Origin of the sequence: Sphingomonas sorbitolis (assembly GCF_036663875.1) — a bacterium.
Classification (GTDB): Bacteria; Pseudomonadota; Alphaproteobacteria; order Sphingomonadales; family Sphingomonadaceae; genus Sphingomonas.
In genome coordinates this window covers 45,806-70,723 of record NZ_JAXOJS010000009.1, presented here as the reverse complement: position 1 = coordinate 70,723, position 24,918 = coordinate 45,806, and the positions used below count along the sequence as shown (strand labels likewise).

Annotated in this window: 20 protein-coding genes and 2 pseudogenes; 9 read left to right on the top strand and 13 right to left on the bottom strand. The window is 64.2% G+C overall.

Annotated elements, in window-relative coordinates; genetic code table 11:
• Positions 1-104: 104 nt before the first annotated feature.
• Positions 105-1,235 carry a serine hydrolase domain-containing protein gene (locus U1763_RS19430; RefSeq protein ID WP_332756569.1) on the bottom strand — a complete coding sequence of 377 codons (1,131 nt, stop codon included), beginning with the start codon at positions 1,233-1,235 and terminating at the stop codon, positions 105-107.
• A 290-nt stretch (positions 1,236-1,525) separates the two neighbouring features.
• On the opposite strand from U1763_RS19430, the gene U1763_RS19425 reads away from it, so the two are divergent.
• Positions 1,526-2,434 carry a LysR family transcriptional regulator gene (locus tag U1763_RS19425; protein WP_332756568.1) on the top strand — a complete coding sequence of 303 codons (909 nt, stop codon included), beginning with the start codon at positions 1,526-1,528 and terminating at the stop codon, positions 2,432-2,434.
• A 100-nt stretch (positions 2,435-2,534) separates the two neighbouring features.
• Complete coding sequence (locus tag U1763_RS19420; protein WP_332756567.1) at positions 2,535-3,425, top strand: NAD-dependent epimerase/dehydratase family protein; 891 nt, start codon at positions 2,535-2,537, stop codon at positions 3,423-3,425.
• A gap of 116 nt (positions 3,426-3,541) precedes the next feature.
• Here U1763_RS19420 and U1763_RS19415 read toward each other — a convergent pair whose 3' ends face one another.
• On the bottom strand, positions 3,542-3,829 hold the full coding sequence (locus U1763_RS19415; RefSeq protein ID WP_332756566.1) for a hypothetical protein: 288 nt from the start codon (positions 3,827-3,829) through the stop codon (positions 3,542-3,544).
• A gap of 146 nt (positions 3,830-3,975) precedes the next feature.
• Positions 3,976-4,266, bottom strand: a complete 291-nt coding sequence (locus U1763_RS19410; protein ID WP_332756565.1) for a DUF6894 family protein — start codon at positions 4,264-4,266, stop codon at positions 3,976-3,978.
• Positions 4,267-4,519: 253 nt separating this feature from the next.
• Here U1763_RS19410 and U1763_RS19405 point away from each other — a divergent pair, with 253 nt between their 5' ends.
• The 4 genes from U1763_RS19405 (at position 4,520) to U1763_RS19390 (ending at position 7,158) form a co-directional block, all read left to right on the top strand.
• Positions 4,520-5,521 carry a sensor histidine kinase gene (locus tag U1763_RS19405; protein ID WP_332756564.1) on the top strand — a complete coding sequence of 334 codons (1,002 nt, stop codon included), beginning with the start codon at positions 4,520-4,522 and terminating at the stop codon, positions 5,519-5,521.
• A gap of 36 nt (positions 5,522-5,557) precedes the next feature.
• Positions 5,558-5,692, top strand: coding sequence for a hypothetical protein (locus U1763_RS19400; protein WP_332756563.1), 135 nt, complete (start codon positions 5,558-5,560; stop codon positions 5,690-5,692).
• A gap of 78 nt (positions 5,693-5,770) precedes the next feature.
• On the top strand, positions 5,771-6,403 hold the full coding sequence (locus tag U1763_RS19395; RefSeq protein WP_031395344.1) for a tyrosine-type recombinase/integrase: 633 nt from the start codon (positions 5,771-5,773) through the stop codon (positions 6,401-6,403).
• 239 nt (positions 6,404-6,642) lie between these two features.
• The gene (locus tag U1763_RS19390; RefSeq protein WP_332756562.1) at positions 6,643-7,158 is read left to right on the top strand and encodes a hypothetical protein; all 516 of its coding nucleotides are present in this window, start codon (positions 6,643-6,645) and stop codon (positions 7,156-7,158) included.
• Between the two features lie 433 nt (positions 7,159-7,591).
• Here the strand turns inward: U1763_RS19390 and U1763_RS19385 are convergent, their stop codons facing one another.
• The 9 genes and pseudogenes from U1763_RS19385 to U1763_RS19345 all read right to left on the bottom strand — a co-directional run bounded on the left by U1763_RS19385 (position 7,592) and on the right by U1763_RS19345 (position 19,535).
• The gene (locus U1763_RS19385; protein ID WP_332756561.1) at positions 7,592-7,918 is read right to left on the bottom strand and encodes a hypothetical protein; all 327 of its coding nucleotides are present in this window, start codon (positions 7,916-7,918) and stop codon (positions 7,592-7,594) included.
• Between the two features lie 55 nt (positions 7,919-7,973).
• Entirely contained in the window at positions 7,974-10,838 is a 2,865-nt protein-coding gene (locus U1763_RS19380) for a TonB-dependent receptor (protein ID WP_332756560.1), read from the bottom strand.
• 112 nt (positions 10,839-10,950) lie between these two features.
• Complete coding sequence (locus tag U1763_RS19375) at positions 10,951-12,300, bottom strand: glycoside hydrolase family 27 protein (RefSeq protein WP_443026945.1); 1,350 nt, start codon at positions 12,298-12,300, stop codon at positions 10,951-10,953.
• Positions 12,297-13,331, bottom strand: a pseudogene (locus U1763_RS19370) (glycoside hydrolase family 43 protein); the annotation flags it as partial. The gene U1763_RS19375 and the pseudogene U1763_RS19370, both read right to left, overlap by 4 nt.
• Entirely contained in the window at positions 13,328-14,371 is a 1,044-nt protein-coding gene (locus U1763_RS19365; protein WP_332756558.1) for an arabinan endo-1,5-alpha-L-arabinosidase, read from the bottom strand. The pseudogene U1763_RS19370 and the gene U1763_RS19365, both read right to left, overlap by 4 nt.
• Before the next feature lie 51 nt (positions 14,372-14,422).
• Entirely contained in the window at positions 14,423-15,997 is a 1,575-nt protein-coding gene (locus tag U1763_RS19360) for an alpha-N-arabinofuranosidase (RefSeq protein ID WP_332756577.1), read from the bottom strand.
• 7 nt (positions 15,998-16,004) lie between these two features.
• On the bottom strand, positions 16,005-16,931 hold the full coding sequence (locus U1763_RS19355) for a Gfo/Idh/MocA family protein (RefSeq protein ID WP_332756557.1): 927 nt from the start codon (positions 16,929-16,931) through the stop codon (positions 16,005-16,007).
• A 2-nt stretch (positions 16,932-16,933) separates the two neighbouring features.
• The gene (araD1, locus tag U1763_RS19350) at positions 16,934-17,926 is read right to left on the bottom strand and encodes an AraD1 family protein (RefSeq protein ID WP_332756556.1); all 993 of its coding nucleotides are present in this window, start codon (positions 17,924-17,926) and stop codon (positions 16,934-16,936) included.
• 58 nt (positions 17,927-17,984) lie between these two features.
• On the bottom strand, positions 17,985-19,535 hold the full coding sequence (locus tag U1763_RS19345) for an aldehyde dehydrogenase (NADP(+)) (protein WP_332756555.1): 1,551 nt from the start codon (positions 19,533-19,535) through the stop codon (positions 17,985-17,987).
• A 108-nt stretch (positions 19,536-19,643) separates the two neighbouring features.
• Here U1763_RS19345 and U1763_RS19340 point away from each other — a divergent pair, with 108 nt between their 5' ends.
• Positions 19,644-20,417, top strand: a complete 774-nt coding sequence (locus tag U1763_RS19340; protein ID WP_332756554.1) for a FadR/GntR family transcriptional regulator — start codon at positions 19,644-19,646, stop codon at positions 20,415-20,417.
• A gap of 65 nt (positions 20,418-20,482) precedes the next feature.
• Here U1763_RS19340 and U1763_RS19335 read toward each other — a convergent pair.
• Positions 20,483-21,793 (bottom strand): annotated as a pseudogene (locus U1763_RS19335) (sugar MFS transporter).
• Between the two features lie 155 nt (positions 21,794-21,948).
• On the opposite strand from U1763_RS19335, the gene U1763_RS19330 reads away from it, so the two are divergent.
• The gene (locus tag U1763_RS19330; protein WP_332756553.1) at positions 21,949-23,094 is read left to right on the top strand and encodes an aldose epimerase family protein; all 1,146 of its coding nucleotides are present in this window, start codon (positions 21,949-21,951) and stop codon (positions 23,092-23,094) included.
• 31 nt (positions 23,095-23,125) lie between these two features.
• Positions 23,126-24,916, top strand: coding sequence for an IlvD/Edd family dehydratase (locus U1763_RS19325; protein WP_332756552.1), 1,791 nt, complete (start codon positions 23,126-23,128; stop codon positions 24,914-24,916).
• Positions 24,917-24,918 lie beyond the last annotated feature (2 nt).

Sequence of the window (24,918 nt, the reverse complement as noted above, 5' to 3'; positions counted from 1 at the left end):
GTTCATACTCCAGAAGCCGACTGAGATGCGCGGGTGACAGGGTTGCAACTTTAAAGCGGCTGCCCTCTCCATATCGCAAGCAGAGCCGGATGGGCCGGCAGAGGTCACTTCAGCCAGGCGAACGCATCGAACTCGCGTGCGAAGACAGTGCGGGCAGCACGCTCGTATACCTTACGCCCAGCATCGCCATTGGTAAGGACCACAATCGCCAGGCCCGACACGAGGTCCACAACGAATAGGTTCGCGACGCCGTCGTTGGTGCCCCAGTGCCAAGCGAAACGCCGCCCACCGTCACTCTCCATTCCCCAGCCTAGCCCCCAGTCGAGTGTTCCCTTCACTCGAGTGGTCTTCGTCGAGAGCCCCGGATAGCGCTGTGCGAAAGCCAGGAACCGCGCGTAGTCGCTGGCGGTAATCCACAATCCCGCCGCCATGTTGGGCGTCATGAATATTGGCATCGCCGGTTTGCCAAGTGCGACGGCCGCTTTCTCCCGTTCGCCTAGCGTCCACCGGTCGACTGGTTTCGGCGGGCCAGCATCGCGACGCATCGCATAGCCGGCCGGGCCTTTGTCGATGAGTACACCTCCGCCTCCGTCGTGCGCCCACGCGACTGCTGGCTCGGTGCCCCTTGCCCATCCATAGGTGCTTCGGCTCATTCCCGCCGGTCGCAGGACCCGCGTTTCCACCACCTGCGCGGCGGTCTGCCCAGTAACTGCCTCGACCAACCGGCCGAGCAGTACGAAGCCCTCGCCAGAGTAGCGGAATCGCGTGGCGGGAGGGAACGCGGCTGTTAACGGCTCGCCCGCTTCATCGCGCCAGTTAGGCAGGCCACTAGAGTGGGAGAGCAGGTGGCGAGGCGTAATCGATCGCGTCGCAGCATCATCCGTGAACGCGACATGCTCCGCCACCGGCCGGTCGAGGTCGATCAAGCCCTCCCGCACCATGTCATGAACCGCGACCGCCAGAACCACCTTGGACAGCGATGCTGCTTCGAACAATGTATCGGGTGTCGTGGGCACCGCATTAGCCTTTGCATAGCCGACCGCACCAGACGAGATCGCGCCGGCCCCGTCCAGCATTGCCCAGCTCGCGCCCGGTACGGACGCCAAGTCCATCCAGGTCGACAAGCTGGCAAGGGTGCCGGGCGTCGTCGCGGTTGTTGCATCTGCCGCCATGGCTATGGCGAGCGTCCCGAAGCACGGGGCAGCGAGCATCGTCCGCCTGGACACAAAATCCATTATCAACTCCCGTCAGCGACCTACTTACTGGCATACAGGTTCGGCGCGACTAGGCTAGCTGAGACCACCGCCGCGGAAAACCGTCGACCGATCCGCGTCAGCGAGGACCCATTTGTGGACGTTCGCGAGCTATTCGCGGCTGCCCAACTTCGGCCGTTCGTTCATATCGCTGCAAACGCAGCAAAGGGGGCCGACCTCCGCCCTCAGTACGCCGTTCTCTCAGCAAGGGCGGGGTTAAAAGTACCCCTCGATCGCTTTCCTGGCTGACCTCATTCTTCTATGGCTGTCCGATGGATGTAGCGGGCTTTGACCTGAACTTGTTGAAGGCGTTCGATGCCCTGTACGCGGAGCGCCACGTCACACGTGCTGGCCAGCGCATCGGTCTGAGCCAGTCTGCCATGAGCGGAGCGCTTACCCGACTGCGCGAGGTGTTCGACGACGAATTGTTCGTCCGGTCGCCAACGGGGATGCAGCCAACACCGCGGGCCGACGATCTCGCAGGCCCGATATCGTCTTCGCTCCACCTCATGCGATCGGTCCTGCAAGCCGATGGCTTCGATCCGGCGTCGGCCGATAACATCGTCACGATCGCGATGACTGACTACGCTGCGTTCGTTCTTCTGCCCCTCCTGTTGGCGCGGCTAGCAGTTGAGGCGCCTCGTCTCGAGGTGCGGGTCCGCGGCATTTTCGGCAAGAACGAAGTCGTCGACCTCCTCGACAGCGGCGAGGCAAGCCTTGCGATTAGCGTTCCCGTCGACACTTCGGCACGCATCATGACGCGCCCGCTGCTTCGGGAGGGCTTTGCATGCATCGCGCGTCCCGGGCATCCTGCCTTCGTAAAAGATGCCGACGTCAAGGGGTTCGCGGCGGCGCCCCATCTCCTGGTATCGCCAGAGGGCGATCGCAAAGGGCTGGTGGACCGTAATCTCGCCGCGCTCGGTCTGACACGCCGCGTAGTGCTAAGCCTGCCGCAGTTTCTGGTCGCCCCGTTCGTAGTTGCCGATACCGATCTGATCGCGACGCTCGCCTCGCGGGTCGCTCAGCGTTTCGCTGCGGCCAATTTGGGCATCGTCGTCCATGAGCCGCCAATCGTGATACCCGACTTTTCGCTGGCGATGATGTGGCATCGCCGGGTGGACGATCATCCCGCAACGGTCTGGCTGCGCGACTGCATTGCCGAGATCGCCGCATCGGCCTGACGCCATCGGCCGCGCCGATGACGCCGTATCATGTCTCGCGATTTCCCGCGGGGCCGTCGGTCCGCTCTACGTCGTCGCACACAAGCAGTGAGGTGCTGACATGCGTATACTTGTAACGGGTGCTACGGGATTGATAGGCGGCGCGGTCGCCCGTCAATTGGCGGTGGCGGGGCATGACGTGGTGGGGCTTGCGCGGTCGGAGGCGAGCGCGGTCAAGCTGACAGACATGGGCTATCAAGCGGCCTACGGTGGTCTGGAGGATGCTGCCAGCATCGTCACCGCCGTCCGGGACGTAGACGCGGTCGTCCACGCCGCGTCGCCGAATGACCAGAATAGCGCGACTTATGACGAAGTCGCGACGCGCGCGATTATTGATGCGTTGCGCGGCACGTCCAGGCGCTTTCTCTATACGAGTGGCTGTTTTCTGTACGGCGCCACGGGTGACACGCCCGCAACCGAGGATAGCCCGCTAGATCCGCTGGAGATGGTGCGCTTTCGCCAGGCACTCGAAGTGGAAATCCTCGGCGCTGCCAACGATGGGGTTCACGGGATCATACTCCGTCCCGCCTGGGTCTACGGCAATCACGCGTGGACGACGATGATGATGTACGGCTCGGCTCAAGAGCATGGTGCGGCGCGTTATGTCGGCAACGGGCAGAACCGCTGGACGTGCGTACATGTCGATGACCTAGCCGACCTCTATCTGCTCGCGCTCGAAAAGGCGCCGGCAGCCTCCATCTTCAACGGCGCCCACGGCGCCGCTATCCCGCTGATCGACATTGCGCGGGCCGCCAGCGAGGGCGCAGGTGCCGAGGGCCGGGTGGCGGCATGGCCGCTCGAGGAGGCACGGCGGGCGCTGGGGGGCTTCGCGGACGCGATTGCGTGCGATCAGCTGGTCTCGGGCGAACACGCCGAACGTGCGCTTGGTTGGCGCCCGTCGCGGCATTCGATCCTCGACGAGCTACGCGCCTACGCGCCGCCGGCGGTTTGACCGCAGATCGTCTTGATGATCGGGATCCAGGTCTGCTGAGGCGATCAGCGGCCGGCTCCTGGAACCCGATCGTCAGGCGCCGCCTTCGACGCTTAAGACATCCGGCAGAACGTAAGCTATTCGTCCGCAATGATGTCTTCGACAGCGACCCGTATGCGACCGTCGGCGTCAATGTTCCCTCGCGCCTTCGCACGTGAGGCTGCTTCGCTTGCGCGATGCATCGCTTCGCGAGATGATTGGACAGACTGCCCGTGCTCATTGTCGGGAAGAGCGCTTAACGACGGATGGGCGGCCGCTGCAGCATCGATTGCGACTACAACCTCTTCGTTACCATAGTCGGCAAATACATCGCCGCTGCCAAGCCATTGGCCGTCACGGATTACAACCTTCGCATCTTCTACCATCGTTTAATTTCCGTAGTTGTTGTTGATAAGCGGCGTTTGTGTCGCCCGTTAACTTAAAGAAATAACTTAGAAGGAATGTCGATACTGGGTACGGACCAGGTTTCGGCTGCACACCCATTTTAGGCTCATCATAATTGATCCATCGGTCACGGAGCGATTACGGATCTGCGTCCTAAAATGGTGCGATCTGGCTCAAGAGAACGGCCAGCTGCAGACGTCTGGCCATCGACATAAATCTCCCACATGATCAAACCTTTCTCGTCCGTCACTGAAACGTTCCATGGGCGCGAGCCCCAAAACACCTCCGGCGCGTCCTGCATCATCTGGCCGCAGGTCCGGATTGCCTCCCGCCGAGCTTCCAAAAATCCGGGAAACTCCATTCCCTCATCATCGGTCGTACGTACATCGGTCTCGGTATGAAAATAGAAACGGGGCATCGCGGTTCTCCTGTTGCTGCCAACGCGATTTCGACGAACTTAGTCCCCTCGCGTTGCGTAATACCCCTAAAATCAGTGACTCGTTGGCTACGTCCCAAGCCGTAAGAAAGGGCCGCGTTGCCTAACTCCGGCAGGAACAACAGGACGTCCTGAACGACGGAGAAGGCCAACCACGACGTTTCAAGTATGTCGGAACAGTTGCCGTCAAGAACGACGCGGCTATGCAGAGAGCGTATTGGTCAGGGGTAGCGGCGTGGAAACTGAATCACCAAACGAGCACGAATGGAAGCATGACCAAGTTCGGCGCGCCATGGACGGGGCTGGCATTGCCCTCTGGTCGTGGAATGTCGAGACCGATTTGCTGCAAATGGATGAGCAAGCGTTCAAGCTTTGGGGGTTACCCTGGAGCAACGAGGTTACGTTCGAACAACTTTCAGCACATATTCATCCTGCCGATCGCGACCGGGTACGAGCTGCGTTCGCAGCCACCCGAGCTGTGCTGGGCGAATATGAGACTGACTTTCGTATTACGGTTGGCGACGAAGTCCGCTGGATCGCAACGCGGGGTAGAGGCGAGGATGTTGGCATTGTCGGACGCACTATGTTCGGCATCTTCCTGGACGTTACCGGGCGCAAGCAAGCCGAAGAAGGCAATGAGCTACTCGCCGGCGAAATGAGCCACCGCGTCAAAAACTTACTCGCAATCGCCTCCGGCCTTACAACTATCACCTCACACGCCGCCACGAGCATCGAGGAGATGGCACAGGATCTAACCGGGCGCCTGGCGGCACTCGGTCGGGCTCATGATTTAGTGCGACCGCTTGCTGACGGCCAAGCAAAAGCCGCCTTACTTGGCGACCTTTTGTCGATCCTACTCGCGCCGTATGACGACCTCGGCGCTTTTCGAGGCCGGGTTCGCGTCGCTGTCGAACGAACAGGTGTGGGCGAGACCGCGGCAACAGGGATCGCGCTCGTAATTCACGAACTCGCTACCAACTCAATGAAGTACGGTTCACTTTCTGACGCGACGGGCACGCTCGATATCTCAAGCACGTCAGAGCCAGAACAGATTATCCTAACCTGGTTGGAGCGCGGCGGTCCGCCAGTCTCACCTCCCGACGGGCCTGAGGGTTACGGGAGCAAATTGCTCCGACGCACCGTTTCCAGCCAGCTCGGTGGGGCAATTGAGTACGATTGGTCGAAGGGGGGCTTGATTGTAACGATTCACATCAAGCGAGCCCGTCTGGCTTTATAAGCATTATAGAAAGCAATCCGGCAGCATACGGTACAAATGACGCGTAGGCTGCAACTGGCACTCGCTGTGCCAAACTGTTCGGTCCTTAACACGACGACCCACTTCCGGCTGCACAGCGACCGCCAGGCGCCGCCCGAAACCGCCAGCTCGTTCAGCATCATCGACGGCTGATCAACCACATTTCTAAACCGGAGGTTTACTGCGCATGCGTATACTCGATTGACCGATCTGGGCCGATGGAGATGATCGATGGGTCACTCGTCAATGGACCCCGCCTTTCACGAACTTCGGCCTTGGAACGAAGGCCGGCTGATTGGTGCGAAGCGGGCGCTGAAACAGCAACAGGTCTGGGCCATTCGCTTCTGGCTCGACCAGCAGAGGAGACTGCGCGACCGAGCGCTGTTCGACTTCGCCATCGACAGCAAGCTCCGCGGCTGTGACGTGGTCAGGGTGCGGATTGGCGATGTAGTTTCCGGCGGGCGCGTCCGTGACCGCGCCGTCGTGGTTCAGCAGAAAACCAAACGACCGGTTCAGTTCGAGATAATGGACACGGCGCGAAAGACGATGCGAGCATGGTTGGAGCGACGTGGGGGGACACTGAACGACTTCGTTTTCCCGAGCCGCAACGACTACATGGACCACATGAGCACGCGGCAATATGCCCGCCTCGTGCGCGAGTGGGTGGTCGGCATCGGCCTACCGGCGCAGGATTATGGGACGCACTCGCTACGGCGCACGAAAGCGTCGATCATCTACAAGGCGACTGGCAACCTCCGCGCCGTTCAGATCCTTCTTGGCCACGCCAAGATCGACAGCACGGTGCGCTACTTGGGCGTTGACGTGGAGGACGCTTTGGAATTGGCCGAACGCACCGAGGTCTGAGCGGACCCATAATCGGTCATTCGAAGCTCCCTGGTCGCCTCCCGGTTTCGGCCTTTCGTTAATCTGACAAATGGCGGCTCACCGCGCCCGGATGGGTGAATAAGCGGTGTAGATAGAGAAAGCGGAGGTTCGCTATTCCGCTACCTCGAGTGGTATGGCCGCGCCGTCAGCCGCCTATGCGCTAAAGCGGATCGCCACTACACTCGCCACGGCGAGCGGCAAGATTTGAGGGGCACGCAATGATTTATGAGGTTTTGTCGGCGGCTACAGGAGCTGCCATTTTGGCTTCTGGATCAGCGAGCCCGCCGCAATGTGTAGTTTCAGGTTCCTACGTCCTAGACGGCGGACGAAGCGACAACGTCGAACGAGCGATCGCGAGCGCTACCGCCGGCCTTCCCAACACCGACTATTTCTCACGCAGGCTGCGGAAGGCTAACATGGCTGTCGATGGAATTCGGATCAGAATCTCGAGTCCACCAGGCGTGTTCTCGATCAAATATGAAACCAGACCGCTGATCCTTGTTTCGACAAGCGGAGAGCTGACTCAGTGGAGGCTCAACGACGGGCAGATTTTTGATGTGTCCGCAAAATCGAGCGGTGACGCTGTTTTGATAACGTTCGGTGCGCCCGACAACGAGCGCACCACAGTGTATCGAGTAGTGGGGCCGGACTTTGTGGAAGAGACTACGATCACAAGTCCTCGGCTCCCCAAACCGCTTCACTATAAGCTCACCTACAATGAAGCAAAATGCTAGGATTTACGAGCTAGGCTCCCTGTTGAATAGCCAATGAGCCTTTGTCGTTTCGTGGCTGCCCAGGCTGGTCCATATGATCGCCCCAGCGTCCAACTTTCCCAAATGGTCTCGTGCAAGGCTGGCGTTGAGCACCGTGCCCAGCACCGCGGCTCCAAGAGTGCTACCGAGTTGCGGACAAAAAGGTTTGAGGCGGTGGCAGCACCACGTTCCGTCCGCCCGCCACTATCTTGGATGAGCACGATCGCTGCAGTGCTCGGGAAGCCCGTCTCGGAACCCATGGTCAGCGAACCGAGACCAACCACCAGAGGCGGGGTGATGGGTGAAGGCGGCACGAACGGTATAACTCCAACTGGCAGTAGTGCGGCACCGAAAACCAGGATCCATCGCAGACCAAACCCACCAAAATTACGGGCATCAAGCGTTGCCGCAACGTTCAGGCTGCCATAAGATTGAAGCTGCCGGCCGACGTCGTCGAGGAACTCGGCCAAGATATACCCGTCCGCCCTAGATCGCGCTGATGCGCGCGGTTCAGCGACCAACGATGATAATAGACCGCATCGAGCTTCGGATCGGCGGATTCGAAGAACGGGATGCGGTTTTCATACCACGGCGCATTGTTGGCAAACCGCGCGCGGGCGATGCGGTGCATGTCGCGGGCGGCGGATGGCGCCGCAGCAGGGGACTCCGCCACCGATGGCGCAACGATCCCCAACACTAAAGTGAGACGGAAGATCGGCCTGACGATCAGGCGACCGATCATATCCCCTTCTCCTTCGAATGGACGGCAGCGGTTTTACCGCCGCCGCCCGCCATCATCATTTGAACGTATAGCGTGCCCCTACCGCGAACGTACGGCTGAGCAGCGTCGTCCCCAGGTTGAAGCGGTCGGGGCCGCCGACATCCTCGAACTTGTAATAGGTCTGCTGCTTCGCCTTGAGGAGGTTCACCGCGTCGAAGGTGAAGCCGAGACGATCGGTCGCGTTGAGGGTCAGCTGAAGATCGAGGCTCTTCTCCGGATTGCGCCAGACGCCGATCGGATTGGCGAACAGCCGCGCTTCGTTGTTGGCGAGGAACGCCTTGCGCCAGATGTACGACAGACGCGCCCCGACCGGCCCACGATCATACGCCAAGGTCGCATTGTACGACAGGTCCGACACCCCGAAGAACGGCGACGACGCCTGCCCCGTGATGTTGCCGGCCGCATCCGACAGCGGGATGTTCTGCTTCGAGTCGAGTACGGTCAGGCTGCCCTGGAAACCCAGCCCCTTCAGCACGCTCGGCAGGTAATCCGGAAAATAAGTCAGGCCGAGTTCGACGCCCTTGAGTACGCCGTTCGAAGCGTTGACGGGCCGCGTGATCGCGAACGAGTTCGTCGCGCCGGCGACGATCCCGTTGTTAAGGATGGTCTCGCGGACCGTCAGCGGCACGACCAGCCCGTCGACCTCGCGACGGAAGCCCGTCACGAAAATCGCGCTGTTGCGATCGAAATACCACTCGACTGCGACGTCGTAATTCTTCGAGTGAGTCGGCTTCAGCGTCGCGGTGCCGGCGGTGCCGCTGCCATAGCCGACATTGGTCAGATCGCCGACCAGGTTGAAGTTCGGGTTGATGTCCGTGAAGTTCGGCCGGCGCAGCGTCTGGCCGTAGTTGAACCGCACGCGCAGCTTGTCGGTCAGTTCGTAGCGCGCGGTGAAGCTTGGCAACCACCGCTGCGATCCGGTCGACACGAAGGTCTGCGCGCCGTTGTTGTAGCGATCGAAGAAATTATAGTCAGTATCGACCGTGATGTGCCGCACGCCGGCCTGAAGCTTCAGCGGCCGCCCGAAGATCGAGACTTCGCCATCGGCCTGGATATAGGCGGCGAGCGTCGTCTCATCGATGTCGAACACGCGTTGCAGCGACAGCTGATCGGACGTCTTGAGCCCATATAGACCGCGCACCGTGTCGGCATTGTCGTGCAGCCAATAGCCACTCGGCAGCACCCAACTGCTTGGGGAATCACTCTTGCCGTCGAAGAAGCCGGAATTGGTGAACAGCGCCTCGGACGGCAGCGTCGAGAGACTGCGCCCGCCCAATCCGCCTGCATCCTGCGTCCGCACCGACGTCGAGGCCTTGCGGTTGTCGTAGCGGAAGCCCGCCTTGACCTGGCGAAGGAAGCCCTCGTCCCAGCCGTAATAGCCGTCGAGCGTGCCGGTCAGCGCGCTACCCTTGTCGCGATTGGCGTTGTCGTAGAATTGCGCGATGTTCCACTGCGCCGGGTCGGTCAACAGCGCGTCGTTGTCGAAATGGTACGACGGGATGCCGCCACCCGCGTTGAAGTCGACGTTGATCTGGTTGGCGGTGCGCTCGGTCCGCATCGCGGTGAACGAACTCGTCACCTTGCTGGTCTGATAGGCGACGTCGCCGATGATCTTGCCGTGCGAGCCAACGTCCCATTTGCCGTTCAGCGCATAGACGAAGCTGTCGGTCTTCGACTGGTTGTAGTCGCCGCTATTGAAGCCGTAGACGCTGTTGGCGGTGCGGGTCTTGACGATGTTGGTACCGTCGTAGAGCCCGACCGGCTGCGGGTTGGCCCAGAAGTCGACGAAGCTGAACTGGAGGCTGTTGAACGTCTCGCCGCGGAAGCCCGCATAGAACACTTCGGCGGTGTAGACCGAGCTGCTGTTGGGCGCCCATTGCAGAGCGATGTTCGCCGAGGGCCGCTCGCGCTTGCCGTACAGATCCGAGCTGAAGATCGCATCGCGCGAGAGGTAATACGGCGTCTGTACGCCGTTGATGTTGAGCGTCGAGCCCGGCGCGGTCGCAAGCCCGCGGTCGAGGCCGGGTGTCCAATTCTCGTTGTTCGCACCCGGGAAGATGCGCTCCAGCGGTGCGAGGCCGGACCCGGCCGGCGGGGTTTCGGTCGCGAACGGCACCAGTGCGCCCGCCGTGATCGTCTGGTCGCGGTATTTGGTGCGCGTATAGCTGCCGTTTACCAGGATACCGATATCGCCGATCCCGGTCTCCCAGCGATCGCTAACCAGCAGCGCGACGTTCGGATTATAAGTGTCGGCCTGCTCGTTGTAGATGCCGCGCGCGAGGCCCGAGATTGCGAAGCCGTCGAAATCGAACGGACGACGCGTAGCGACGTCGATCTGGCCGGCGAGACCCGTCTCGATCTGCTCCGCAGCGCGCGTCTTGTAGACGTCGACCTGCTTGACGAGGTTGGCGGAAATATCCTGCAACGCGAACGCCTGCCCCGCCGCGGTGAAGATGTTGCGACCGTTGAGCGTGGTCAGCGCATCGGGAAGCCCGCGAATCGAGATCGCCGCCGCTTCGCCGCCAGTGCGGTTGGTCACCTGGACTCCAGTAACGCGCTGGAGCGCCTCGACGACGTTGTTGTCGGGCAGCTTGCCGACGTCTTCGGAGACGATCGAGTCGACGATCTGGGTCGAGGCCTTGCGGACGTTCAGCGCGCCGACGATCGAGGCGCGGACGCCGGTGACGACGATGTCCTGGTCGGTCTGATCCGCTGCCGGGACGTCCTGGGTCGTGGCGGCATCGGTTCGGGCGGGCGTTCCGGTCGCCGGCACGTCGGTGCGATCCTGCGGCGTGGTAGCGACGGCCTGCGCGGAGGCCGGGGTGCCGAGCGTAAGCGCTACGATCGATGCGGAACACAGAATTAACGGTTTTATCGCCATGCGGCCTCTCCCTAACGCGTCCGGTCGGCCTTGTTATCGGCTCGTTATTACTCCGACATTCGCTAAAAGCAGATGAGCCCCGATGCAAGAGCTAATTTACGCGCCGACCGTATCAGCCGGACCTGAGCCGATACAGCGCGGCACCATGCGATGGCACATCCTGCGTCAGGATGTCCGAGGCTGTTGCCAGATCATGACGGGCCCATAGGTCGCGGACCCCGACGTGTCCCTTCAGCCCGATCATATCGAGCCTAACCTGCACGCGCTTCGTCGTTTTGTCTGTGTTGAACAGCGCGAGATAACGATCGTTCGAGCGCGGCATACGGGCCGACCACATCCGAACGCCATCTTCGACGAAGTGCGGCTGGTTGGCGTAACTCGCCTGGTTGACCGCGATGACTTCGGGGTTGGTGAGAAGGTCGAGCGTCGGGCGGTCGAGATGGCGCAGGTCACCGCCCATGATCAGCGGCGAACGCGCGATCGACCACAGGGTCATCAGCGTGCGCTGTTCGTCGGGAGTGAACTTGGTGTCGCGCGCGCCGAGCGCGAGGCGCCCGAGCGGGAGCATGTCCGCATCGGGCCAGCCGCCGGGTACGCGGTGCGCGTTCCAGTTCTCCAGCCGGGTGAACTGCGCTTCGAGCAGCGGCCATTCGTCCCAGAAATCGTCGCTGATCCGCCACATCTGCGCAAAGCGGCGGACGTGATCGGCGCGGGATACCGGCGTTTCGCCGGGCGACAGGCTGAGGATGATCGGCCGCTTGGTCGCGACGATCGCGGCGTGCGCGCCCTCGATCTCGGGGGCATGCGCGTCATAGGGGCGGCTCATGTCGTCCATCTTGACCAGGTCGACGCCCCAGGATGCGTAGAGCGCGAACACGCTGTCGTAATAGGCCTGCGCGCCGGGCTTGCGCATGTCGACGCCGTACATGTCCGGGTTCCAGGCACAGATGCTGGCGGTGTCGGCGATGTCGCGCGCGCGGTATTTCGTGCCGAACACGGGCAGGTTGCGCTCCACCGCCAGCCGCGGAATGCCGCGCATCAGGTGGATGCCGAACCGCAGGCCGAGCGCGCGCACCCGGTCGGCGAGCGGGCGGAAGCCCTTGCCGCCGGCGCTCGACGGGAATCGGTTCGGCGCGGGCAGCAACCGGCCGTAGCCGTCCATCGCCGGTGTCGGCTTGGTCGCGTAGGTGTAGCTGGTCGCCCCCGGCTCGTACCACTGGATATCGACGGTGAAGATATCATAGCCCGACGGCAGCAGCTTCTCCGCCATGATCGTCGCGGTCTCGATCGCCTGCGCCTCGGTGATCGTCGTCGCGAAACTGTTCCAGCTGTTCCAGCCCATCGGCGGCGTCGGCGCCAAGAGCTTCGAGCCAGCACTCGCGCCAGCGCCTATCGCGGCCGCGGGTACCGCTGCGGCTCCCGCGGCGAGGAACGCCCGGCGATCGAGGCCGCTCACCGCAATGGGCCGTTGACAACCGGTTCGCCGAAATCGGGGGTGCCGTCAGGCTTGTACGTGAACCTCTGGACGCGGGTGTGGCGGTTGGGATCGAACAGCGGCTCGCCCTTGATCGCCTCATAGTCGCGCGCGTGATAGACCAGGATGTCGCGGCCGCGCTCGTCGACGGTGAAGCTGTTATGGCCAGGCCCGAAGACCTTGTGCGCGGGCGACGACTTGAACACCGGCTGCGGCGATTTCGTCCAGGCTGCCGGATCCATGATGTCGGCGTCGTCGCGTGCGGTCAGCATGCCCATGCAGTATCGCGCGTCGGTCGCACTCGCCGAATAGGTCATGAACAGCTTGCCGTTGCGCGCCAGCAACGCAGGCGCCTCGGCGACCTTGAACCCGCGGATCTCCCAATCGAGCGTCGGCACCGCCAGCCGCGCGGGCTTCGCCGCCAGCGTCAGCGGGGTCGCGAGCGGCGCGAGATAGAGGTTGCTGTTGGTCTCGATCCCCGGCTCGCGCTGTGCCCAGGCGAGATAGCGCGTGCCGTGGTGGACGAAGCTCGTGGAGTCGAGCGTGAAGCTGTCCCACGGAGTCGTCAATTGCCCCAGCACGGTCCAGGTGCCGGTCATCGCATCGGGTCCGTCGCAGACCACCGCGAAGGTGCGGATACGGAACACGTCCTCGCCGCCGCCGCTCGGGCCTGCCGCGAAATACATGATCCAGCGGCCGTCGATCAGGTGCAGTTCGGGTGCCCAGAGGAAGCCGGACATCGGCCCGGTCTTCTCGTGCCGCCACAACACGCGCTCATTGGCGGTCGACAGCCCTGCCAGCGTGCGCGAGCGGCGCAGCACGAGCCGGTCGTATTCGGGCACCGAGCCGGTCATGTAATAATAGCCGTCGGTGTGCAGGAAGACCTGCGCGTCGGCGCGCTGGCGAACCAGTGGGTTGACCGGCACCGGCGGCTTGGTCGCGACCCGTGCGAGCGCACCGCTAGCGGTCGCAGCACCGGCACCGGCCAGGAACAGCCGTCGTGTGAAATCCATCGTCATGGTCGGTTCTCCGCAACTGGCCAGCCATCCGTACCCCAGGCGATCGGTGCGATGCGCAACGTCGGGGTGCCTTTGGTCTGGGAATCATAGGCGTGGTAGACGACATAATCCTTGCCGTCGGTGTCGTGCATCACGCCGGGGTGGCCGGGGCCGCGATAGCGCTGCTTTTCCTGCAGGTCGGCGCGCAGGAAGATCGTCCCCCCGCCCTGCATCATCGCGCTGCCGTCCTTGCCGAGATAGGGCCCGGTAATAGCCTTCGATCGGCCGACGACGGTGTAATAGGTGCTGTTCACGCCCTTGCAGCAATAGTCGTAGCTCGCGAGCAGCCAGTAGTAGCCGCCATGGCCGATGATGAACGGCGCCTCGACCGGAGCGGGTCCGCCGGCGGGTGCGGGACGGCGGGCGATCGCGTGGGGCTTCTCATTCGGGTCGAGCAGCTTGCCGGTCTTGGGGTTCAGCGCGAACAGCTTTAGGCCCGTCCAGAAGCTGCCGAGCGACAGCCATTCGCGGCCCTGCGCATCGACGACGTGGTTGGGATCGATCGCGTTGAAATCGTCCGAATGCGCGGACATCACCACCAGCCCCTCGTCACGCCAGCCATAGCCGGGGGCCTTGGGGTCAAGCGTCGGGCTGGTCGCCAGCCCGATCGCCGAGCGGTTCGAGCCGAACGTCGAGACCGAATAATAGAGCCGGTAGCGCCCGTCTGCGCTGCGCGAAATGTCGGGCGCCCACATCCCCTTGGTGCCCGGCACCGCCTTGGTCGCCCAGTCCGGCAGGCTTGCGAACGGCGGCGTCCCCGCGGTCCAGTGGACCAGATCGGGGGACGTGCGCGCGCTCAACATCTGGCCGTCGAGCCCGGTGCCATAGACGTAATAGATATTGCCCACGCGGATCATCACCGGGTCGTGGACCGGCGCGATGTCGCCCGTCAGGCTAGCGTTGAGGCCCCCGCGTGCACGGGGGGAATCCGCGGTTTGCGCCACCACGCTACTGGCCAGCGTCAGCGCGATCAGTCCGGTCGCCCATCTTGGTACGGCCATCGTCTCTCTCCCGGTAGGTGCGCCCGCCGGTTGGTCCGGCGGGCGTCACGATCATTTCAGTTCGAGCATCACCACCGACATCGGCGGCAGCGTCACCGACAGAGTGCCGCCGCTCAGCCGCGCGCCGTTGAACGCCGTCGGCGCGACCGCATTGGGTGCCTCGAAAGTGTTGAGCGCGGTCATCGTCGGCGCGGTCAGCACCTGCCCGGTGACGGTTTGCCCGGTCACGCCCGTCAGCGCAGCCGACACACTCGTTGGCTTGTTCGGATCGAGGTTCGAGAGCGCGATCCGCACCACGCCGTCCTTGCCGCGCACGGCCGACGCGCTGACCGACGGCATCGTCCACTGGTCCTTGTTGTACCAGGGCGACTTGATGTCGATCGGCAGCACCGTGCCATCCATGTACGGCTTGTACATCGCGAACACGTGGTAGGTCGGCGTCAGCACCATCTTGCTGCCGTCGGTCAGGATCATCGCCTGCAGCACGTTCACCATCTGCGCGATCGCGGTCATCTTCACGCGATCGGCATGCTTGGCAAAGATGTTGAGGTTGATCGCGGTAACCAGCGCGTCACGCAGCGTGTTCTGCTGACGCAGGAAACCGGGGTTGGTGCCCGGATCGCCGGCATACCACGTGCCCCATTCGTCGACCGCGAGCCACATCGTCTTCTTCGGATCGACCTTGTCCATGATCGCCGAATGCTTGGTGATCAGCTCGTCCATCCGAAGCGTCTCGGACAGCGTCTCGGCCCAGCCACGCTCGTCGAACACCGTCGCGGACGCACGCGGTGGCCAGCCGCCGGGGATCGTATAGTAATGCAGCGACAGCGCATCGACCTTGCCGACCAGCTCGCGCGCCATCGTCTCGGTCCAGTTATAGTCGTCGACGTTGGCGCCGCTCGCGATCTTCATCACGCGCGTGTCCTTCGGCGCCTTGATGAATGTGGCGTAGCGCCGCGTCACGTCGGCGGCATATTCCGCGCGCATGTTGCCGCCACAGCCCCACAGCTCGTTACCGACGCCGAAATACGGGACGGCCCATGGCGCCTTGTGGCCGTTCTTGGCACGTTCGTCCGCCAGCGTGCCGGCGGGCGAGGTCATATATTCGACCCACTCCGCCATTTCCTGCGGCGTGCCGTTGCCGACATTGCCGGAGATATACGCCTGCGCGCCGATCTGGCCGACCAGATCCATGAACTCGTGCGTACCTACCGCGTTGGGTTCGGTCACGCCGCCCCAGTTGGTGTTGATCTTGACCGGACGCTTGGCCTTGGCGCCGATCCCCTCGCGCCAGTGATATTCATCGGCGAAGCAGCCGCCCGGCCAGCGCACGACCGGCACGCCGATTCCGCGCAGCGCGGTGACGACATCGGTGCGGAAGCCGCGGACGTTGGGGATCTTCGATTTCTCGCCGACCCAAAGCCCGCCATAGATGCCGGTGCCGAGATGCTCCGCGAACTGCGTGAAGATGCGGCGATCATAGGTCGGGCCGGGCGTGTCGGCGTGGACCGTAACGGTTGCCCCGGTCGAACTGGGCGCGGTGGCGGGTGCGTCGGTCTGCGCAGTGCCGATGCCGGCGGTCGACAGCAGGAGTGCGGCGGCGAGGCCCTTCAGCGTGCGGGTCATTTTTGCCTCAATCATCGAAAGCCTCCACGGATTTGCGGGTGCCGCGCAGGAATGCGTCGGCGACGAGTGTGAACGGGGTCGTATCGACTTCGCTTCGGCCGCCGCGGATCAGCGCGGCGAAGCGGGTGTAGAGGCCGGGATATTCCTCGTCGTCATTGTGCACCGTGCCGCTCGGCAAAGTGAGCACCGCACCGCCCTTGGCTAGGCTGAGCGTACCGGCGTCGGTCTCGACGGTGATGTCCCAGCTCTGCGGGCCGGTCTGGCGCCAGTCGAGATCCATGCTGATCGGCGTGCCCGATGCACTGAGGAAGGTCAGGTCGGCGGCGATCGGCGCGGCGCGATTGGCGGGCGTCGACAGCGTCGCGGACGTCAGGAAGAACGGCTGCGGCAGGATCTCGGTCGCGATCGACAGCGCGTTGATGCCGGGATCGAACACGCCGAGCCCACCCGGCTCCCAGATCCACGCCTGCCCCGGATGCCAGACGCGGACGTCCTCGCGCCAGACGATCGACACGCGCTCGATCTTGCGCTCGGCGAGCCACGCCTTGGCCGGCGCGACGCCTGCTGCAAACCGCGAATGCCAGCCCGCGAACAACGTCGCGCCCGTCTCGGCAGCCTGGGCTTCGAGCGCATCGACTTCGGCGAGCGTCGCGCCGGGCGGCTTTTCAAGGAAGACGTGTACGCGCTTGGCGAGTGCCATCGAGGCCAACTCGTAGCGCACCTGTGGCGGGGTGCAGAGCGCGATCGCGTCGATCGCCGGACCGTCGGCGAGCAGCGACTCCAGCGACTTGAAGTTGACGACCCCCTCGACGCCCGGATCGCGCGGGCTGACGCTGGCGACGAACTCGAAGTCGGCGTTGCCGGCGATCGACGGCAGATGCTGGTCGCGGGCAATCTTGCCCATGCCGACGACCGCGATTCTGATAGCGGCCACGATCAGAGCGCCTTCACGACGACGGGCTGTGGTGCGGCCTTGGTCAGCGTGTTGCGCAAGGGCAGCGTGAACGGCGCGGCCTCGATCTCGAACACATCGCCTTCGCGCGTCGTCACGCCGTCGGCGAACGACAGCGTCGCGGTGCCGAAGAAATGAACGTGGACGTCGCCCGGACGGCGGAAGAGGTCGTATTTGAAGTGATGGGCCTCGAGGTTGGCGATGCTGTGCGACATGTTCGCCTCGCCAGAGAGGAACGGCTTTTCCCACAGCAGCGCGCCGTCGCGGTGGATGCGGCTCGCACCTTCGATATGCTGAGGCGGCGTGCCGACGAGCAGCTCGGGGCCAAGCGATGCCTGGCGCAGCTTCGAATGCGCGAGCCACAGATAGTTGTGGCGCTCGGTGACGTGATCACTGAACTCGTTGGCGAGGCACAGGCCGAGGCGGAACGGCGTGCCGTCGGGACCGATCAGGTAAATCCCGGCAAGTTCGGGCTCCTCGCCGCCATCCTCGGCGAAGTTGGGCATCGTCAGTGGCGCGCCGGGTGCGACGAGTCCCGAGCCATCGCCCTTATAGAACCATTCGGGCTGCTGTCCGCGCGTCCCCGCGGCGGGCTTGCCGCCCTCTACGCCTTCGAGGAACATCCGCATCGAATCGGTCTGCTTCTCGGCGTCCGCGGCGGCGCGGTGCATCTTGTCGCGACCCTCGGCCGAGCCGAGATGCGTCAGGCCGGTGCCGGTCATGATCAGGTGCGCGGGATCGACATGATCGATCGGTGAGGTCAGGCGGCCGGCCGCCAGTTCGGCGGCGATGTTGACGCTGTCGCCCGTCCCGCAGGCCGCGATCGCGGCGGCGAGATCGGTGCCATCGGCGATCGCGCGTTCGGCCAAACCACGGACGCTATCTACGCCGGCAACGAACGCGGCCCCTTCACTGGTAGCAGCGATCACCGATCGCGTGCCGTCGACGCCAACATGCTGCAACAGGCGCAAAGTCATCACACTCTCTCTCCTAAGCGAGACGCCGTTGTTACGGTTCGTCCCCGATATTTTCAGGTCAGTTGGCGGGAACGCCGTCGATCAGCCGCGGCGCGGTGGTGCCGTCACGCAGCACCTCCGGCAGCAGTTCGGGCAGCAGATTCTGGTACGACACCGGCCGCAGGAACCGGTCGATCGCGAGGCTACCGACCGAGGTCGTGCGGCCGTCCGACGTCGCCGGGAACGGACCGCCATGCAACATCGCATGGGCGACCTCGACACCGGTCGGCCAGCCATTGGCGAGTATCCGCCCGGCCTTGCGTTCGAGCAGCGGGATCAGCCGCGTCGCCATGTCGGCATCGCCCGCATCCATCTGGATCGTCGCGGTCAGCTGACCCTCGGCGGCACGCAGCACGGCGTGAAGCTCGTCCTCGCTCGTGCAGCGCACCAGCAACGACGACGCACCGAACACCTCATGGCCGAGCGCCTTGTCGCTCAGGAACTGCGCGGCGGTCGTCTCGAAGAACGCCGCCTGCCCCTGTGCGACGCCTTCGCCGACTTTGCCGCGCGAAATCTCCTTCACCGCTGCATGGCTCGCGAGTGCGGCGATGCCCTGCTCGTACGCGGCATGGATACCGCCGGTGAGCATCGTCGCAGCGGGCGCCTCGGGCAGCGCGGCAGCGGCAGCGGAGACGAATGCGTCGAGCCCCCCGCCTTCGACCGCAAGCACTAGGCCTGGGTTGGTGCAGAACTGCCCCGCACCCATCGTCAGCGACCCGACGAACGCCGTCCCCAGCGCCGCGCCGCGAGCCTTCAGCGCTTCGGGCAACAGCACGACCGGGTTGATGCTCGACATCTCGGCATAGACCGGGATCGGGACGTCGCGCGCCTGTGCCAGCTTGACGAGCGCTAGGCCGCCCGCGCGCGAACCAGTGAACCCGACCGCGGCGATGCGCGGATCCTGCACCAGCGCGCTGCCGAGATCGTTGCCGGGGCCTACCAGGTGCGAGAACACGCCCTTCGGCAAGCCGCAGGCCGCGACCGCAGCCTCGATCGCACCGGCGACCATCGCGCCGGTCGCGGGATGCGCAGGATGCCCCTTCACGACGACCGGGCAACCGGCCGCCAGCGCCGACGCGGTGTCGCCACCGGCGGTCGAGAAGGCGAGCGGGAAATTGCTTGCGCCAAACACCGCGACCGGGCCGAGCGGTATCATCCGCAGCCGCAGATCGGGACGCGGCAGCGGTGCGCGATCGGGCAGTGCCGGATCGATCCGCAGCCCCATCCAGCCGCCACGACGAACCACGCCCGCGAACAGCTTCAGCTGACCGACGGTGCGGCCGCGCTCGCCCTCGAGACGCGCGCGCGGCAAGCCGCTTTCGCGCATCGCGGTGGCGATCAGATCGTCGCCGAGCGCGACGATTTCCTCGCCGATCCGCTCGAGGAAATCGGCCCGCGCGTCATTGCCGGTCGCGCGATACGTATCGAATGCGGCATCGGCGGCGGCGCAGGCGGCCTCGACGTCGGCTGGACCATGGATCGCGATCGGATTACCCACCGCAAGTCCGGTGGCGGCATCAATGGATCGAAACGCCGAACGCTCGGCCTGGCTCGTGCTTGTGTCTGACATAGTATCCACTCCCTATACTCCGACATATAAGCGGCGCCGGGCTTTGGCAATCTTTGTCGTTCCTAGATCGCACAGGGACTGTTACGCCGTGCCCAGGGAGCAAGCGGCATGACGGAAGTGGATTACATTGAGGAGCCTGTTGAGGGCGGTAACGACGATGAAACCCCGGCCGTCCGCGTTCCGCGCGGCACCGGTCGGCGCCTTCACGGTGCGGTTGCGCACAAGCTCGGCACCGCGATATTGTCAGGGGAGTATGCGCCCGGCGACACGCTGTCCGGCGAGGTCGAGTTCTCGAAAACGCTCGACGTGTCGCGTAGCGCCTACCGCGAGGCCGTCCAGGTCCTGACCGCCAAGGGACTGGTCGAAAGCCGTCCGAAGATCGGTACGCGCGTCCTGCCGCGAAGCCGGTGGAACCTGCTCGATCCCGACGTGCTCGCCTGGGCGTTTGCCGGTGAGCCCGACATCGCCTTCGTTCGAGGGCTGTTCGAATTGCGCGCGATCGTCGAGCCTGCGGCGGCAGCGCTTGCCGCGGAACGGCGCGAGCGGACCGACCTGAAGATCATGAAGGACGCGCTGGCGGCCATGCGTCGGCATACGCTGGCCACCGAAGCCGGGCGCGCGGCGGATCGCGAGTTTCACGACGCGGTGCTGACGGCGACCCGTAACGATGCGCTGATCGTGCTGAGCGCGAGCATCGGTGCCGCGGTCAACTGGACGACGCAGTTCAAGCAGCGTGCGCGTGCCCTGCCCCGCAACCCTATTCCCGATCATGTCCTGGTCTATGACGCGATCGCCGCAGGCGATGCTAACGGCGCCAGCGCGGCGATGCGGACGCTGGTCGATCTGGCGCTGGAGGATACGAAACTGGCGATGGCGCGCTGATCGCACGCCACCGCCGTTGCGTAGTCGCCCGCTAGATCGGCGCCCCGGTCTCAGGGCGCCCCACTTCAGGTAACGGCGACAGGATCGGGCAGCGCGTCGGTCACGCGCGAGCCCCACACCGCATAGAACAGGATATAGAGTTCGCACGCCGCGGTCAGCAGGAACGAGATCTGCAACCCGTAGGTGTCGGCGAGCCAGCCCTGGACGATCACCAGCGCACCGCCCGCGATCGCCATGATCAGCAGCCCCGACCCTTCCTCGGTCAGCGGCCCGAGGCCGCGGATGCCGAGCGTGAAGATCGTCGGGAACATGATCGAGTGGAACAGCCCGACCGAGATCAGCGCCCACATCGCGACGTGTCCGGTGGTGAAGGTCGCGATCAGCATCACGACGAACGCGCCGATGCTCGCCACCGCCAGCACGCGCTCTGCGGGGATGGTGCGCATCACGACGCTGCCGACCAGCCGGCCGACCATCATCCCGCCCCACAGGATGAACAGTTAGTGCGAGGCCTGCTCGTGCGTCAGATTGCCGATCTGCGGCTGGCTGACGAAGTTGATGAACAGGTTGGCGACGCCGATCTCGGCGATCAGGTAGATGAAGATCGCCGGGATGCCGAGCACGAGGTTGCGGTGCGACCACAGCGACAGCCCCTTGCGATCCGCCTTCGCCGAGCGCTGCGTCGCAGTACCCATCGCCGGCAGCGGGAAGCGCGCGATAACGATCGCGAGCACCATCAGAACGCCCGCGACGATCAGGTACGGCAACACCACCGACTGTGCGTCGGCAAGCCGCTCGGCCGGGGTCAGCACCGCGGTCGATCCGGCAACCGCGGTGCCCGAGGTCGAGCGGCCGAGGATCAGATAGCCGCCGAACAACGGCGCCAGCGTCGCGCCAGCCGAGTTGAACGCCTGCACGAGGTTCAATCGCGACGACGCGGTCTCGGGAGGACCGACGACCGCGACATAAGGATTGGCCGCGACCTGCAGCAACGTGATGCCGCTGGCGATTACGAACAGAGCAAACAACGTGACGCCGTAGGACGGCAACCGCGCGGCGGGCACCATCATCAGCGCGCCGACCGCCATCAGGCCGAGCCCGAACACCATCGCGCGTTGATAGCCGACCCGCTCGATCAGCTTGGCGGACGGGATCGAGGCCAAGAAATAAGCGATGAACCAGACGCTCTCGATCAGCGTCGTCTGCGTATAGCTGAGGTCGAACACGCTGCGCAGGTGCGGCAGCAGCGTGTTGTTGATGACGGTGATGAAGCCCCACATGAAGAACAGGCTGGCGAGCAGCGTCAGCGCAGAGTGATAACTGGGACTGCCCACCGGCGGACCCTGTGTCGCTGCGTCCTCGACGGGCCGTCGCATCTCTATCGGCATCGCCATAATCGCTTACCCTCCGCGCCATGTCTGCGACTGAACGACAGTCTTTTACCGCATGGCTTGCTCAGAAATATATTGTCCGACTATATAGCCGAACAAGGCGCGTCAACGGCGTCGAGCGATTAAGGACGGGAACCGAAATGCGCGCAATCGAAAAAACGGGGATCATCGTGGCGGCCGTGCTGACGGCGTTGTCGACGCAGGCCGTGCAGGCGGCCTCCGCGAAGCGCGAATCGTTCGGCAAATTACCCAACGGCACCGCGATCGAAGCCGTCACGCTGACCGGCACCAATGGTGTCAGCGCGCGGATCATGACGCTCGGCGCGACGCTCCAGTCGTTGAACACACCCGATCGCAACGGCAGGACCGCCGACATCACGCTCGGCTACGACGATGCCGCAAGCTACGTCACCGCACCCAATTTCTGGGGCCAGACAATCGGCCGCTATGCCAACCGCATCGCCGGCGGTCGCTTCACACTCGACGGCAAGCCCTATCAGATCACGCTCAACGACAAGACCAACACGTTGCACGGCGGCACGGTCGGGTTCGACAAGCACATCTGGAAGATCGTGTCGGTCACCAATGGCGCGCAGGCGAAGGTCGTGATGACGCTGACCAGCCCGGCGGGCGACCAGGGCTACCCCGGCACGTTGGTGGCCAAGGTCACCTACGCGCTCGACGACAAGGGCGCGCTGACGATCGACTTCGACGCGACCAGCGACGCACCGACGATCGTCAACATGACCAACCACGCGCTGTTCGATCTGGCCGGCGAAGGTTCGGCGACCGGGATCTACGGCCAGCGGCTGACGATCCCAGCGCGGCGCTACACACCCGTCAATGCGACGCTGATCCCGACCGGCGAAATGAAGCCGGTTGCAGGCACCGTATTCGACTTTACTAAAGGCCGCGCGCTGTCCGACGGCATTCGCGACGGCCGCGATCCGCAGATCGTGATCGGCCACGGCTGGGACCATAATTTCGTGCTCGATAAGGGTGCGACGCCAGAGCCCGGCCTTGCCGCACGCGTGGAAGATCCAGCGTCGGGTCGCGTGCTCGAAGTGCTGACGACCGAGCCCGGCGTACAATTCTATTCGGGCAATTTCCTAGACGGGTCGCTGGTCGGCAAGTCGGGCCATGTCTACCGGATGGGCGACGGCCTCGCGCTCGAACCACAGAAGTTTCCCGACACGCCGAACCAGCCCGCGTTCGGCTCGGCGCGCGTCGATCCGGGCAAGCCCTATCACCACCGCATGATCTACCGCGTTTCCGTCGCCCGCTGATACCGGCCCCGACTTCCCAGAAAGCCTCTCGATGACCGACACACCAAAACTCCGAAGCCGCGCGTGGTTCGACAACCCCGAGAATATCGACATGACCGCGCTCTATCTCGAGCGCTATCTGAACTTCGGGCTGAGCCTCGAGGAACTGCGCTCGGGCAAGCCGATCATCGGCATCGCGCAGACCGGCAGCGACCTGTCGCCGTGCAACCGCCATCACCTCGTGCTGGCCGAACGGCTGCGCGAAGGCATCCGTGAGGCGGGTGGCATCGCGCTCGAATTCCCGGTCCACCCGATCCAGGAAACCGGCAAGCGCCCGACCGCCGGGCTCGACCGCAACCTCGCCTATCTGGCGCTGGTCGAGGTGCTCTACGGCTATCCGCTCGACGGCGTCGTGCTGACGATCGGCTGCGACAAGACGACACCCGCCTGCCTGATGGCGGCCGCGACCGTGAACATTCCGGCGATCGCGCTGTCGGTGGGGCCGATGCTCAACGGCTGGCACAAGGGCGAGCGGACTGGCTCGGGTACGATCGTGTGGAAGGCGCGCGAGCTGCTCGCGACCGGCGCGATCGACGACGAGGGCTTCATCAAGCTCGTCGCCTCGTCGGCACCATCAACGGGTTACTGCAACACGATGGGCACCGCGACGACGATGAACAGCCTCGCTGAGGCGCTCGGCATGCAGCTGCCCGGCTCGGCCGCGATCCCCGCGCCGTACCGCGACCGCCAGGAGGTCGCCTATCGCACCGGCAAGCGCATCGTCGCCATGGTCGCCGAGGATCTCAAGCCCAGCGACATCCTGACCAAGGAGGCGTTCCACAACGCGATCGTCGTCAATTCGGCGATCGGCGGCTCGACCAACGCGCCGATCCATCTTGCCGCGATCGCGCGTCACATCGGCGTCGACCTGCCGATCGACGACTGGCAGACGCACGGCCACAAGGTGCCGCTGATGGTCAACCTGCAGCCCGCCGGAGAGTATCTCGGCGAGGATTATTATCATGCCGGCGGCGTCCCCGCGGTGGTCGCCGAGCTGATGAAGCAGGGGCTGATCCACGAAGACGCGATGACCGCGAACGGCAAGTCGATCGGCGACAATTGCCGGACCGCGACGATCGAGGACGAGCGCGTCATCCGTCCGTTCGCCACGCCGTTGCTGGAAGATGCCGGCTTCATCGTGCTGCGCGGCAACCTGTTCGACAGCGCGATCATGAAGACCAGCGTGATCTCACCGGAGTTCCGCGAGCGTTATCTGTCCAACCCCGCCGATCCAGAAGCCTTCGAAGGCCCCGCGGTCGTATTTGACGGGCCGGAGGATTACCATCACCGGATCGATGATCCCTCGCTCGGCATCACGACCGACACGTTGCTGTTCATGCGTGGCGCCGGCCCGATCGGCTATCCGGGTGCGGCCGAGGTCGTGAACATGCGGCCGCCGGCGTATCTGATCCGCGAGGGTGTGCATGCCCTCCCCTGCATCGGCGACGGTCGTCAGTCGGGCACGTCGGGGTCGCCCTCGATCCTCAACGCCTCGCCGGAGGCGGCGGCGATGGGTGGTCTCGCGCTGATCCGGACCGGTGACCGGGTTCGCATCGATCTCGCCAAGGGATCGGCCAACGTGCTGATCTCCGACGAGGACCTGGCCGAGCGCCGCCGAGCGCTGACCGAGGCGGGCGGCTACGCCTTCCCGCGCTCGCAGACGCCTTGGCAGGAAATCCAGCGCGCCACGGTTGGCCAGATGGAGACCGGCGCGATCCTCGAAGGCGCCGAGAAGTATCAGCGGATCGCGCAGACGATGGGCCTACCGCGCGACAATCACTAGGA